Source organism: Thermodesulfobacteriota bacterium (assembly GCA_040757775.1).
Lineage (GTDB): Bacteria > Desulfobacterota > UBA8473 > UBA8473 > UBA8473 > UBA8473.
In genome coordinates this window covers 13715-28241 of the sequence record JBFLWQ010000007.1, presented here as the reverse complement: position 1 = coordinate 28241, position 14527 = coordinate 13715, and the positions used below count along the sequence as shown (strand labels likewise).

The window sequence follows — 14527 nt, the reverse complement described above, 5'->3', positions numbered from 1 at the left end:
GTCCACCTTGTCGGCTATTTTTTTCCCATCTGTTCCTGATACTGGTGAACCTGATACATGAACGCTTCTAGTCTTGTCTGGGTACTGGTATTTTCTTGCCCATCATATGCCATAGTAAGGACAGGGATATAGTTATGGTTATCTCGATATCGCTTGAGTATAGCGCTAACGATGGTGCCGGGCATACAGGTAAAGGGCATTACATTTACAATACCACTTACCCCCTTTTTATAAAAGTCCACTGCCTTTCCTATACTTAAGACTGCTTCCCCCTCAAAAGAGGAATCAATATAGGGTCCTGCCCATTTTAATATTTGCTTTGTGCTCGGTTCTCTGAGGTTCTTTATCGAGCCGTCAAAAGCCGCTTCTAATCTGTGTTCGACGCGTTTTTGAAAGAGTTCTGTCAGGCAGGTGCTAAGGAAACCCCTATAATTCTTATTACCAAGGCTCCTCCTCTTTGATGTGAAATTAGTATAGAATACCCATTCGGAGATGGGGGGAAGCCATACCTCTCCACCAAGACTTTCAATCTTTAAGGCGATATTTTCATTACTGAAATTGTTTGAACGGATATAAATCTCTCCCACTATCCCAATTACAGGTCTTTTTTCTGGATTATTTAACTCTATCCAGTCAAACTCTGCCCGCGCTTCCTTCAGGGTTTCAAAGATGTCCCCTTCTTTTCTTATAACGTCAGAGATTTTTTGTATGAAATGACGATAGACACCTTCTGTTTCCCCCGGATTTTTCTCGTATGGTCTTGTAACCCTGAGCCTTTTCTCGAGAATATCAACAGCTATTATGCCCTGCCATGCCAGCCCAATAAGCTTCTTCCCGATAGTTTGCAATTCCTGATAAATGGTTTCATCTTGATTGAGGGCATATATGGGCACATCTTCATATCCCAGCTCATCAAGGATCAAGCGGTGAAAACGATGATACTGTCCAAAACGGCACGGCCCGTTAGCAGATGGCATAAAGAAAGCAGAGCTTTGACGATTAAAATCAGGGTCTTTTAATAGCCTTACCATGTTGCCTGTAGTCAGTATACAGGGATAACATTCTTTGCCAGAGGTTAATTTTCTTCCCAACTCCAGGGTTTCTTCATCGGATTCCGGTATTACTACCGAAGGTACGCCACATGCTTCAAAGGCGGCAGAGAGGACAAGGGCATGATCAGACATATAGGGAATGTAAATATTTCTTTTCTTGTTTTGTTTCCTTTGGGTATGGGTGGTCTTTTCCCTTTTTTCAACTTTTGTTTTCCCGGTAACGTTCTTCAGAGTATCAAGGAATGCCTCTAAACGGGTAATAGCTCCAACATCTGCACTGTGTTCGTCTACCTCTATCTGAAGGTATGGTTTTCCTTTTAATTTATCCCTGAAGAAATGTAATATAAAGGAGTCTGGCCCGCAGGCAAAATTGGTGATATACAGGGCGTATAGATTTGGATTATTCCTTATTATATGGGCAGCGGTCAAAAACCTCTGTCCATACTTCCAGTACATATGTCCCGCTGCCTTTGCCAGGTCACTATCTTCTAAGGGCAGGAAATCAAGGGGGATTGCAAGAACGCCCAAATCTCTCAGTTTCTTGGGTAAGTCCATGTTGATGCCGGAATCACATCCGTTGTATGGCCGACTTACAATGACTATTGCCTTCTGTTCTTCTTTGAGATTGGCCAGAATCTCAGTTCCTCTGGCCTGCAGGGCAGAATAGAAATTGTTCTGAACATCTAATGCCTTGGAGATAGCCATCTTGACCTTCTTAGATGGTATCTTTAGCTCCTTTGCCATCTTTACCAAAGGTTTCTCTAATCCACTCCTCCCTATTCCAAGGTTTATTATGGGTTGGAGAACCTGTACATCGTGTTTTTCAAAGTTGATAGCGGATTTCACAGTATAGGGAAATGCCTGGACATAAGGACAGTTGTAACTTTGTTCAATATCTGGATGTATTCGTTTCATATTAATAATGCTTGGCAGGAATATCCTCTTTATGCCCTTTTCTATTAGCTCCAGTATATGTCCATGGGAGACCTTGATTGGAAAACATGTTTCGGCTACAACGCTTTCAACCCCTTGATGGATGATTTTTTTATTGCTTTTTTCAGTAAATACTACCCCGAATCCCAGCTCATTAAAGAAGGTCTTCCATAGAGGAAGCAGCTCATGGAAGAATAGTATCCTGGGTATGCCTATAACTGGAGAAGTATCATCCAATCCATCATTCTTTTTGTGGATATTTAGGAGCAGATCTTCTCTCTCGGCAAAGAGATCTGGCAAGTCAAATTTCTCTTTCTTTTCTTTATTCACTTCATATTTTTCACACCTGCTCCCGTAAAAAAGGGGGCTCTCTCCTTTGACGGAGAGCTTTCTTATCTCACACATGTTCGGGCACCCCTTACATTCGAAGGAAGAGAGGTCATAACTTTTATCACTTAGATCAAAACCCTTGAATTTACTTTCCTTATTCTTATTCTCTTCCATAGCCAGAATGGCAACACCTATGGCTCCTGTAACCTCGTTGTTCAAAGGGACCTTAATGGATTTGCCAAGAATATTTTCAAAGGCGGCCACTATCCCCCGGTTAAATGCCGTTGCTCCCTGGAAGAAGATTTTTTCTCCTACCTTTCTATCTCCTACTACCTTATTCAGATAATTTATAGCTATTGAATAGCTTAACCCTGCAACTAAATTTTCCTTACTGGCACCTCTCTGTTGGTGGTGAACAAGATCGGACTCCATAAATACAGTACACCTCTCACCAAGGGAAACAGGAGATGGAGCACTTAAAGCCATGTTTCCAAACTCCTCCCTGATGGAGATTCCCAATTTTTCTGCCTGTTCCTCCAAAAAGGATCCGGTGCCCGCTGCGCAGACTTTATTCATTTCAAAATCAACTATGGTACTGTTTTCTATGCTAATATACTTTGAATCCTGGCCACCAATTTCGAATATTGTATCAACATCTGGATCAATATTAATAGATGCTGTAGCTTGGGCGGTTATCTCATTCCTTACGATATCAGCCCCAACGAAATCCCCTGTCAAATACCTTCCTGAACCTGTAGTTCCCACACCTCGTATAGTTACACAATCACCTATTTCTTCTCCAACTTCCATTAGTCCCTGTCTTATTGCCTCTATAGGTCTACCAGCGGTCATCAGGTATCTCTTGGACAGAAGATTCTTGTTTCTATCTATAATCACCACGTTTGTGCTAATTGATCCTACGTCTATACCCAGAAAAGCATCTACCTTATCCTCTTTTTTCGAGGCGCAAGGTTTGGTTGTAATCTCTGCCATTCCCTTTTTACTTTCCTCTGAAAGGGTAAGAGGACGTAATCCAATACTTTTTTCCTGATGGGTTTCCAGGTAATTCTGAAGCCTTTCTAAACCCAGAAATGGGATTTGTTTAGCCGGGCCTTCCATAGTAGCAATCACAGAGCCGATGGCACCCATTGATGCAAAATGCCTTGGAATGATAAACTCCGCTTTCTCTAATTCCAAGACATCAAAGAATGCCTTTCTCATGCCTACATTGGCTGCCACTCCCCCCTGAAATGAGACAGGGCGGGTAAAGTTTTTGCCTTTTCCAATATTGCTTTTGAAGTTCCTTGCCATAGCATAACACAGACCCGCAACGATATCGAAGTCTGGAGCAGCTCCCTGCTGTAAGTGAATCATGTCGGTTTTAGCGAATACACTACACCTTCCGGCAATCCTGGGAGGATTCTCTGATTTTAGCGCCAATTTGCTAAACTCTTCAATGCTTAAACCTAACCTATGGGCTTGTTGGTCCAGAAAGGATCCGGTACCAGCGGCGCATATTGTATTCATGGCGAAATCTGCGATCCTTGTCCCCTTCCGGTGCTTATCATAGTCAAGTAAGATGAGTTTAGAATCTTCTCCTCCAATCTCAACAATTGTTTTTACTCGGGGATAAAGGTACTCTACAGATTTACTCTGGGCGATAATCTCATTGACAAAGTTTGCCCCTATGAGTTCTGCTACCAGCTTACCTGCTGTGCCTGTGAGGGAAGCAGCCACTATTTGATCCTTTTCGATGCAGGAAAGAACTTTTGTAAGAACCTTTCCCACTGTTTTTAAAGGTTGCCCCATCGTTCTGGTGTAGTGCTCCTCCAGAATATCCCTGTTTTTATTCATTACTACGGTATTGACACTCACTGAACCTATATCAATACCTAAATAGATATGATTCGATTTAGCCATACCCCAGTCCCTCATTATAAATTAGTAAACGCTAAATCCAAATTAGTTATTGTAAGAATCCAATTCACATTTTAGATCCCTGGTCATAAGTTCAGTCACAACATCCTTGGCAGGCTTATCTTCGTAAAGCAAACGATAGATTTGCTCTGTGATAGGCATCTCTACGCCCAGCTTTCTGGCAATGTGATAGACAGCCTTGGTAGTCTTTACACCTTCAGCCACCATCTTCATCTCATTCAATATTTCCTTCAGTTTGACACCTCTTCCCAACCTGAGCCCCACTGACCTATTCCTGCTTAGATCACTGGTACAGGTCAGGACAAGGTCTCCTAAACCGGTAAGTCCTGAAAAGGTAGAGGGATTTGCCCCCATTTTAACACCCAAGCGGGTAATCTCCGCTAACCCACGGGTAATTAAGGCAGCTCGAGTGTTATATCCAAACCCCAGTCCATCAGATACTCCAGCAGCAATGGCAATAACATTTTTTACTGCCCCGCCCAATTCTACTCCAATAACATCAGAATTTGTGTAAACCCTGAAGTAAGATGTTGCAAAGACTCTCTGCACAATTCCAGCTGCTTCCATGTTTTCTGAGGCAACCGCTACAGCTGTCGGGGTTTTTTGAATGACCTCCTTAGCAAAGCTGGGCCCAGACAGATAGACCATAGCTTTATGTAGCTTGACAGGTAGGACCTCTTTAAGCACATGGGACATGGTCATCAAAGAATCATTCTCAATTCCCTTAGATGCACTAACTATGATTGATTTATCAGAGAGGTATGGAAGGGTTTGAGAAATAACACCTCGCACTACATGGGAGGGGGTAACCGATACAAGTATGTCTTTATTCAGACAGACCTCAGAAAAAGAGGTAGTGGGTTTAATATTCTTGGACAATCTGAACTTTGGGAGGTAAACTGGGTTCTCTCTTTCTCTTCTCAATATCTCACAAAGATCTGGTTCAAAAACCCATAGGGTAACTCTGTATCCTTTTTCTGCAACAAGGTTTGCAAGGGCAGTTCCCCAGCTCCCAGCCCCTATTACTCCAATCTCTTTTTTCATTGTTTCCTTTTTTTATTCTGTTTATCCTTGCTCATTATCAGCTAATCTGGCTACGCCAACAACTTTTTCTTCCTTGTCTACATCAATCAACGTTACCCCCTGAGTGTTTCTTCCTATAATCGAAATGTCTTTAGCACTAATTCTGATAATCTTTCCTCCATTAGTAATAAGCATTAAATCGTCCTGGTCGGTTACCTGTTTTATACCAACGACAGGTCCATTCCTTAGGGTAGCTTTTATTGTAATTACACCTGAACCACCTCTCCTTTGAGCTTTGTACTCTGAACCCTTTGTCCTTTTTCCAAAACCATTTTCAGTGACGGCAAGAATGGTAGTATCATTGTTTATGATTTCCATGCCAACGAGCACATCATCCTTGTTCAGTTTGATGCCCTTGACGCCTCTGACTACCCTTCCCATGCTCCTGACCTGAGACTCTTTAAATCTTATAGATTTTCCTGATTTAGTACAGAGGAAGATATCCTGTGTTCCATCGGTCAGCCTTACAGAGATTAGCCGATCTCCTTCATCAATATTTATAGCGATTATCCCGTTGGCACGGGGGTGGCTATAAGCAACGAGAGGGGTCTTCTTTATAATCCCATTCCTTGTTACCATGGTAACAAATTTGTTGTCTTTAAATTCTCGTACAGGCAGGATTGCAGAGATATTTTCATCAGAACTCAGGTTCAGCAGATTTACAATAGCCTTACCACGGGATACCCTCCCCGCCTGGGGAATCTCATAGACCTTTAGCCAAAAGACCTTACCTTTATCTGTAAAAAAAAGCATAAATTCTCTGGTCGAAGCAACGAACAGATGTTCAACAAAATCTGTATCGTTAGTGGTTATCCCTATCTTACCTTTTCCACCACGCCTTTGACTTCGATAAAGAGATATGGAGTTTCTCTTTATATAGCCAGTATGGGTAATGGTTACCACCATGTCTTCCTCAACGATCATGTCTTCCAGACTAATTTCGGTATCCTCTTCTATAATCTCTGTTTGCCTCTCATCACCATACATCTGCTTTAATACCGTTAGCTCTTCTATAATGATATCCAAAACCAGTCTTTCATTTGCCAGGATCTGTCTGTATTTTTCTATTAGCTTCAGAACCTCCATATAGTCTTCTATGATTTTTTCCTGTTCCAGTGCAGTGAGTCTTTGTAACCTCATATCCAGGATTGCCTGAGCCTGAATATCAGACAAAGAAAATCTATCCATAAGGCATTCCTTGGCGACCTTTGGGTTAGCGGAGGACTTGATAAGGGCTATGACTTTGTCCAGGTTTTCCAGTGCAACCCTTAACCCCTCAAGGATATGGGCCTTGTTCTCTGCTTTCTTTAATTCAAAAGAAGTCCTTCTTATGACGATCTCTTTCCGATGGTTTAAAAAATGGTATAAGACCTCTTTTAAATTTAAAAGCCTTGGTTGTCCTCCAACTATGGCCAGGATTATTATGCCAAAGCTAATCTGCATTTGGGTGTATTGATAGAGTTGATTAAGGATAACCTTCGAAATTTCATCCCTCTTTAATTCAATAACTATCCGTATTCCCTCCCTATCTGATTCATCTCTAAGTTCGGAGATTCCTTCTATCTTCTTTTTTCTTGACAGCTCAGCTATGCTTTCAATCAGCCTTGCTTTATTAACCTGGTAAGGAAGCTCTGAAATTACGATACTTTCCTTACCGCTGTCCTTATTTCTTTCAATAATTGCCCTGGCCCTTATATGTATTATTCCCTTTCCGGTTTTATAGGCTTCTTTTATGCCATTTTTGCCACAAATGAATCCGGCGGTAGGGAAATCAGGTCCTGAAACCAGCCTCATTAAGTCATAGATGCTAATATCCGGGTCCTCTATCATGGCAATAATTCCATCTATCACTTCTACCAGGTTGTGAGGCGGTATATTTGTGGCCATTCCAACAGCAATTCCAGAAGAACCATTAATCAACAAATCTGGCAGTTTTGCTGGAAGGACTGTGGGCTCCGTAAGGGAATTGTCATAATTTGGGACAAAATCAACGGTCTCTTTCTCAATATCCGCCAGAAGTTCTGATGCCAGTCGGGTCATCCTTATCTCTGTATATCTCATGGCTGCTGGCGGATCTCCATCTACGGAACCAAAATTCCCCTGCCCATCAATCAAAGGATATCGCATTGAAAAATCCTGGGCCATACGGACTATAGTATCATACACAGCTGCATCACCATGGGGATGATACTTTCCAATAACATCACCGACAATCCTGGCGGATTTCTTATACGGCTTATTCCAATCATTACCCATCTCATTCATAGCATAGAGAATTCTTCGATGTACGGGTTTTAATCCGTCTCTCACGTCGGGCAGTGCCCTGCCTACAATGACGCTCATTGCATAATCCATATAGGATTTTTTCATTTCATCTTCGATGTTTACAGGTATCTTCTGCTGTTGTAAATGCATATGCTCCTCAAGGGTTTTTATGATAAGCGCTCAGCCGTCAGCTTTCAGCGAGATAGGGGGGATATTATATATAAAATTAAAACTTATATATCCAAATTCCTGACATCCAGGGCATGTTTATAGATGAATTCCCTCCTGGGTTCAACCTGGTCTCCCATCAAAATAGTAAATATGTCATCTGCCACAATAGCATCTTCCGTCTTCACCTGCAGTAAAGTTCTTGTTTCAGGGTTCATTGTGGTTTCCCATAGCTGATCCGGGTTCATCTCACCCAAACCCTTATATCTCTGTATCTCATAGCCCCTTTTTGCAACTGAGAGTATATATCGGAGTACTTCTTCCAAGTTATTTGCCTCAAACCTGCTTCCATTGTCTTCAATGATTAGGGGTGGTTTGTTGGTAATTCCAAAGCTTTTGGACAACTTTCGAAGTTCTTCAAATTCCGGGGAATTCAAAAGGCTGAAGTCTATAATGGTTTCCTTAGGAGCCCCATTTTTCCAGGAGGTACAGTTGGCTTTAAAACAGTTATGTTCTATATCCTCCGATAATTCAAATTCAATCCGTGGAGCCTCTGACTGTAATACGCTGATTTGAGCCTTAATGTCTTCTATTATACTTGCCAGTCTCTTCTGGTCGTTCAGGGTTTCTTTCGTAAAAGTATGATCCTGAACCAAGACATTAATAATACTTCCATCTTTTCTTTTTTTCTCAACCTTTTCTAGAATCTTTTTATATCTAATTACCTTTTTCATTAAACCTGTCAATCGACTGCCTGAGATGGATCCTGGTGTTTCATTTGTGACCAGTCTTACATTCTCCACGCCAGACTCCAACAGGTAGTTCTCCATGGAGACCTCGTCCTTTATGTACCTGTGCTGCTTCCCTTTTTTGACCTTGAATAAAGGGGGTTGGGCTATATAGAGGTACCCCTTTTCTATAAGATCGGGCATTTGGCGGTAAAAAAAGGTCAAGAGCAATGTTCGGATATGAGATCCGTCTACATCGGCATCCGTCATGATGATGATGTTATGGTAACGAAGTTTGTCCAGGTTAAAATCCTCTTTACCTACGCCTGTCCCCAGGGCGGTAATAAGAGTTTTTATCTCTTGACTTTCCAACATCTTGTCGAACCTGGCTTTTTCCACGTTCAGTATCTTTCCCCGCAGGGGTAAAATTGCCTGGTTTCTTCTGTCCCTTCCTTGCTTTGCAGATCCTCCTGCAGATTCGCCCTCAACTAAATACAACTCACTTCTGCCAGGGTCCTTTTCCTGACAATCAGCCAATTTGCCTGGTAATGAACTGACCTCAAGGGCACTTTTTCTCCTGACCAGCTCTTTGGCTTTTTTGGCTGCCTCTCGAGCCCTGGCTGCATCAATGGCCTTTGACACGATTTTTCTGGCAACAGCAGGATTTTCTTCGAAATAGGTCCCTAACTTCTCGTTGAGAAAGCCCTCTACCACTCCTTTAATCTCACTGTTACCCAGTTTTGTTTTGGTTTGGCCTTCAAACTGGGGAGACGGGAGTTTGATACTAATAACTGCGGTTAACCCCTCCCTGATATCCTCACCGCTAAGGCTCTCCTTGAGGTCCTTCATTAACTGGTTATTGATGGCGTAAGAATTAACTGTACGGGTAATGGCCGATTTAAATCCACTGAGATGGGTCCCCCCTTCATAAGTGTTAATTGTGTTTGCAAAGGAAAATATGTTTTCAGTATAGCCCTGATTGTACTGAAGGGCAATCTCTATGGAGATGTCCTCTTTCTCCCCTTCAAAATATATGGGCTTAGGGTGTATTACAGTCTTATTCTTACTCAGGTGTTCAACAAAGGATACAACGCCTCCCTTGTAATGAAACTCGTGTTTCTTCTCTGACCGTTCATCCTCAATGGTGATAAGGATACCTTTGTTCAGAAAGGAGAGTTCACGAAATCTTTGGGACAGGGTATCAAAATTGAAATCAATGTCTTCAAATATCTGATCATCCGGTTTGAAGGTAATCTTGGTTCCCCTTCGTTTGGTTTTTCCTATGACTTCTAGATTTGTCTGGGGGTTACCCCTTTCATAAAGCTGATGATAAACTTTACCGTCACGTCTGATTTCCAGCTCTAAATGCTCCGAGAGGGCATTTACCACAGAAATCCCGACTCCGTGTAACCCCCCGGACACTTTATAACTTTCGTGGTCAAATTTGCCCCCTGAGTGTAGTGTGGTCATTACGACCTCTGCCGCCGGTTTCCCTTCCGTCTTATGCAAGTCCACAGGGATACCTCTGCCGTTATCTTCAACAGTAAAGCTGTTATCTATGTGTATAATAGTATCTATTCTGTTGCAATGCCCAGCCAATGCTTCGTCAATGCTATTATCAATCACTTCATAGACCAAATGATGGAGTCCTCTGATACCTGTTGACCCGATATACATTGCGGGCCTCTTTTTGACTGCTTCAAGCCCCTGCAAGACTTTAATTTTATCAGCGTTATAAGCACTGCTCATTTTTGCTCCAATCGAAATTTTTCCTGTCTGCCCACAGGCAGGCATTTTTCAGGACGAACTATTTTTTAACATTTTCTAGTTTACAACATAATGTAGTAAAAGTAAATTAAAATACTACATATGGTATAAAAACCTTGAATTAAACTCCGGAAAGCCCTGAGCGGATTGTTGCTCATGGCTTGTGTCAAGGAACCTACACTGAAGTTAGAGTTTGGTAATTATGGGGTTACCGTCCCTTTAATGTTTCTATAATCCTGTCCAGGTCATCCAGGGAATAAAACTCGATTTCTATCTTTCCCCTTCCCCCTTTTCTGGCAACTATCTTTACCTGCGTCCCAAATCGCTTTATAAGCTCATTTTTAATGGAGTCTAAATGGATATCCTTGTCTCTTTTTAGTGGTTTATTTTTTTTCTCCTTTTTCAATTCCCTGACCATGCTCTCTGTCTGCCTGACGGAAAGCCCCCTCTTTAAAACTTGTCTGTAAGCCTCTCTCTGCTTAGCCGGGGTTCCCAGGCTCAGGAATGCCCTTGCATGTCCCATTGTGACAACATCTCTTGACAGACCATCCCTTATCTCCGGGGGAAGTTTTAATAAACGAAGGTAGTTGGTAATTGTAGACCTATTCTTCCCAACCCTTTTTGCAATCTCTTCTTGAGACAGGGTAAATTCCTCTGTGAGTCGTTTGTATGCTTCCGCCTCTTCCAGGGCATTCAGGTCTTCCCTTTGGATATTCTCAATCAAAGAAAGTTCCAGGACTTCAGTATCGGAAGCCTTCTTTACAATTACAGGAACTTCTGTGATACCAGCGATTTTGGCAGCCCGCCATCTTCTTTCTCCCGCAATCAACTCATAACCATCTCCAATATCTCTGACGATTAAGGGCTGAATAATTCCCTTCTCTTTTATCGAGACAACGAGGTCTTCTATCCTGTCTTCATCAAATCCTTTTCTTGGCTGAAATTTATTGGGTTGAATGTCTTCCACATTGCAGTAAACATAGTTGTTTTTGTCATCATACTGGTTAATGTCCGGGATCAATGCCCCCAATCCCTTCCCTAGTACCTTTCTCTTTGTCACTACTTCGTCCTTCCGTTATTCATAATTTGATGAACTCGTAAAAAGTCAAAATTGGGATGGCAAAGTAAAAAGCTCCAGATGCAAGGTGTGCAAATCCTGAGAAGTAGGGGCACGGTCACCGTGCCCCTACTTAGGGGTACGCCGCAATAACGAAGGATGCAGCACAACGCAGCAGATGGACTTTTTACAAAGCCATCATAATTTCTTCTGCCAATTGTAAATAGCTCCTTGCCCCCTTACAGTTTATATCATAGATTAAAATTGGTTTACCAAAACTTGGGCATTCAGCCAACTTTACATTTCTTGGTATAATGACATTAAAGACCTTATTCTTGAAGTGTGTTCTTACTTCTTCGGCAACCTGTTGAGAGAGATTATTCCGGTTATCAAACATAGTCAATAGGAATCCTTCGATTTCCAGCCTGGGATTTAAACGTTTTTTAACCAGCTGCACCGTCCTCAAAAGCCTGCTTAAGCCTTCCAGGGCATAGTATTCACACTGAACAGGCATTAGTATCGAGTCAGCCGCCGCAAGAGAATTGAGAGTCAGCAAACCCAGGGACGGAGGGCAGTCAATGAGAATATAATCGTACCTATTTTCTATTTTTTGAATGATCTTACAGAGTCTTAACTCCCTTGAAGGGAGGTTGACCAGTTCGATCTCAGCTCCTGTAAGATCAATATTTGAGGGTAATACATCGAGGAAAGTCAATTCTGTCTTTTTTATGACATCCTCAACATCCTTATCTTCCATAAGGGCATGATAGATATTCTCTTTAATCTCATCTTTGTTAAGACCGACCCCGCTAGAAGCGTTTCCTTGAGGGTCTATATCGACCAAAAGAGTCTGCTTTTCAGCCACAGCAAGAGAAGCAGCCAGGTTAACGGCTGTAGTGGTTTTGCCGACTCCACCTTTTTGATTGGCTATACAGATAATTTTTCTCATTTAGATGATATTTCTTATTTATTTAAGGGGAAAAGAAGGATTTTATTGAATAATAACACAGAATGTATCCTTTGAAAAGGGGAAATCGGATGTTTCACGTGGAACTTTTTGCTTTTTAGAGATCACCTGAATGCCTTTTCTAAAGTGGCTGAAACGCTATAAAAATGTAGGGAAATTATATACTGGAAGATTATATTCTTAGCAGACAGGTGAGTCTTCAATAGAGTATTTAGTCCACCCTGAAAAATGAAAAATTTCTTTTGGAGCAAACATGAGCAGGATTTTTGGGGTACCCATCTTGATAAAGCGGAAGATAAGCATTTTCAGGTGTTTGATCCGCTAAAGGCGGAGAGTTCCTGAAAATGCCTGGAGCAAGTCATAGATGGGTCAAAAAACCTGCACCAGAGAGCGGAAAAGGGAATTTTTCAGGATGAACTATTTAGTAAGTACGATAAGCTTTCTCTTTTCATTTAAGTACGGCAAGTTAAATTCAACTATGTTAACAAGCTTTAGCCTCAGACATGTCAACACCTCTTCATTTACAGCCAGTTCTCTTTTTGCCCCCCTTCCACGCATAGCTATCAGGAGCCCGTCTCTCTTTAAATAGGGTTCTCCTATAGCTAAAAATTTCCCTAAACCTGAAAATGCCCTTGAAATAACCACGTCAAAAGGTGAATCCGTTTTTCTGTAGGAGCTTTTATCTTCGGCCCTTCCATGCACTGCTTTAATATTATTCAGTTGTAGTAGTCTTATTATTTGTTTTTGGAAGTTTACCTTCTTCAGGGTAGAATCGAGCAAAGTAACAGATAAAGACGGATTTGCAATCTTCAAAGGTATACCTGGGAACCCCCCTCCTGAACCAATGTCCAGCAAGGAGGAGTTTTGGGGTATATAGTTCAACGGGGAAAGAGAGTCAATGAAATGTTTGACCACAATTTCTATGTCATCGTGTATGGCGGTAATATTTATTTTAGAACTCCACCTCTTTAGCTCCATCAGGTAAGTTTTAAATAGTTCAATCTCCCTGGGGGTCAAAGAGACATTTATTGCATTTGCCCCTTTATAAAGGATTCCCTCTATAGATTCTTTCACTTGAAAATGTACCTATTCCTGTCATTGCGAATCCGCCAGAGGCGGATTAAGCAATCCCATTCTTAACAACAGCACACTTAAGTGTGCTGTTGTAGGGGCTGTTCGCCTATGGCGATCTCCTCGCAAAGACATTTTACTTATTCTTTGTGTCTCTTTGAGGCATGTAAGTTTCATTTTAGCGATTTTGTCCTCTTGGTGGGATTTGTTTTTCAAGAAAGATGGGGATGAGCTTTCTCTGGGTATATGAATCTTTATATCGGGCTACCGCAATCTTCTTGTGTAAAAGCTAAACGCCTGCCTGTCAGACCCGGGGTTTCACTCCCTCAATAGTTGCCGAAAGCACATAGTCCTCGATCTTGCTTCCAGGCATCCAGTTACGGATAAATGTCCTGCTTTCCTCTTTTGGTTTGATCTGAATGTTCTCGAAACCGGTTCGTTGCAACATAGATTGGAGTTCTTCGACAGAAGATGCACCCGCTATACATCCGGTGTGGAATGCCATATCTTTTTTAATGTCCTCTGGCAGTTCAGCGGTTGCAACAACATCGGAAATCGCCAATCGTCCACCCGGTTTCAATACTCGGAAAGCCTCGCTGAAAACCCTTTCTTTCTCGGGAGAAAGGTTGATTACGCAATTCGAAATGATGACATCAATAATTCCATCGGCAACCGGAAGGTTTTCCAGCTCTCCCAGCCGAAAATCGACGTTCCAGAGGCTGGCTTTCTCCGCGTTCCGGCGGGATTTGGTGATCATCTCCGGCGTCATGTCAACACCGATGACAAGTCCCTTATCCCCAACGGCCCGCACCGCCAGGAAACAGTCGAATCCTCCGCCGCTACCCAGGTCGAGCACCGTTTCGCCGGGTTGCAAGGAGGCGATGGCCTGCGGATTGCCACACCCAAGTCCCAAGTTTGCTCCTTCCGGCACAGCGGTCACATCCTCGCAAGAGTAACCCAAGCCAAGCGAAATATCCGCTGACGTCACATCATTGGGTGTTACACAACAGGATGAGGTAGAGCAGCCGCAACCAGCCCGCCCTGATGCAGCAACCTTTCCGTAATTCTCCCGAACCGCACTGCGAATCTCGTCATTCTTTTGCTTGTCCATTTAAACCTCCTCTATGGGGTTAATGAGCAACGCTCACCCTATAGACGGAAAAAGATC

At 42.4% G+C, this 14527-nt stretch carries 8 protein-coding genes; all 8 read right to left on the bottom strand.

Going from position 1 to position 14527, the window contains the following annotated elements; all coding sequences use genetic code 11:
• Positions 1–14 precede the first annotated feature (14 nt).
• The 8 genes from AB1401_06120 to AB1401_06085 all read right to left on the bottom strand — a co-directional run bounded on the left by AB1401_06120 (position 15) and on the right by AB1401_06085 (position 14470).
• A complete protein-coding gene (locus tag AB1401_06120) occupies positions 15–4235 on the bottom strand; it encodes an acyl-CoA dehydratase activase (protein ID MEW6615026.1) in 4221 nt (1406 codons plus the stop codon).
• Between the two features lie 42 nt (positions 4236–4277).
• Positions 4278–5297 (bottom strand): NAD(P)H-dependent glycerol-3-phosphate dehydrogenase, encoded by a 1020-nt coding sequence (locus tag AB1401_06115; protein ID MEW6615025.1) that lies wholly within the window; start codon positions 5295–5297, stop codon positions 4278–4280.
• Between the two features lie 21 nt (positions 5298–5318).
• Positions 5319–7751 carry a DNA gyrase subunit A gene (gene gyrA, locus AB1401_06110; protein ID MEW6615024.1) on the bottom strand — a complete coding sequence of 811 codons (2433 nt, stop codon included), beginning with the start codon at positions 7749–7751 and terminating at the stop codon, positions 5319–5321.
• Positions 7752–7834: 83 nt separating this feature from the next.
• Positions 7835–10246, bottom strand: a complete 2412-nt coding sequence (gene gyrB, locus AB1401_06105; protein ID MEW6615023.1) for a DNA topoisomerase (ATP-hydrolyzing) subunit B — start codon at positions 10244–10246, stop codon at positions 7835–7837.
• A 226-nt stretch (positions 10247–10472) separates the two neighbouring features.
• Positions 10473–11324, bottom strand: a complete 852-nt coding sequence (locus AB1401_06100) for a ParB/RepB/Spo0J family partition protein (protein MEW6615022.1) — start codon at positions 11322–11324, stop codon at positions 10473–10475.
• A gap of 184 nt (positions 11325–11508) precedes the next feature.
• Complete coding sequence (locus AB1401_06095; protein MEW6615021.1) at positions 11509–12270, bottom strand: AAA family ATPase; 762 nt, start codon at positions 12268–12270, stop codon at positions 11509–11511.
• A gap of 435 nt (positions 12271–12705) precedes the next feature.
• Positions 12706–13362: a 16S rRNA (guanine(527)-N(7))-methyltransferase RsmG gene (rsmG, locus tag AB1401_06090; GenBank protein MEW6615020.1), complete on the bottom strand. Its 657-nt coding sequence runs from the start codon at positions 13360–13362 to the stop codon at positions 12706–12708.
• Between the two features lie 301 nt (positions 13363–13663).
• Positions 13664–14470, bottom strand: a complete 807-nt coding sequence (locus tag AB1401_06085; protein MEW6615019.1) for an arsenite methyltransferase — start codon at positions 14468–14470, stop codon at positions 13664–13666.
• Between the last annotated feature and the right edge of the window lie 57 nt (positions 14471–14527).

Bases quoted from the DNA above. Each gene is read 5' to 3' on its own strand.
- AB1401_06120 (MEW6615026.1), bottom strand. From the start codon at position 4,235: ATGGCTAAATCGAATCATATCTATTTAGGTATTGATATAGGTTCAGTG.
- AB1401_06115 (MEW6615025.1), bottom strand. From the start codon at position 5,297: ATGAAAAAAGAGATTGGAGTAATAGGGGCTGGGAGCTGGGGAACTGCC.
- gyrA (MEW6615024.1), bottom strand. From the start codon at position 7,751: ATGCATTTACAACAGCAGAAGATACCTGTAAACATCGAAGATGAAATG.
- gyrB (MEW6615023.1), bottom strand. From the start codon at position 10,246: ATGAGCAGTGCTTATAACGCTGATAAAATTAAAGTCTTGCAGGGGCTT.
- AB1401_06095 (MEW6615021.1), bottom strand. From the start codon at position 12,270: ATGAGAAAAATTATCTGTATAGCCAATCAAAAAGGTGGAGTCGGCAAA.
- AB1401_06085 (MEW6615019.1), bottom strand. From the start codon at position 14,470: ATGGACAAGCAAAAGAATGACGAGATTCGCAGTGCGGTTCGGGAGAAT.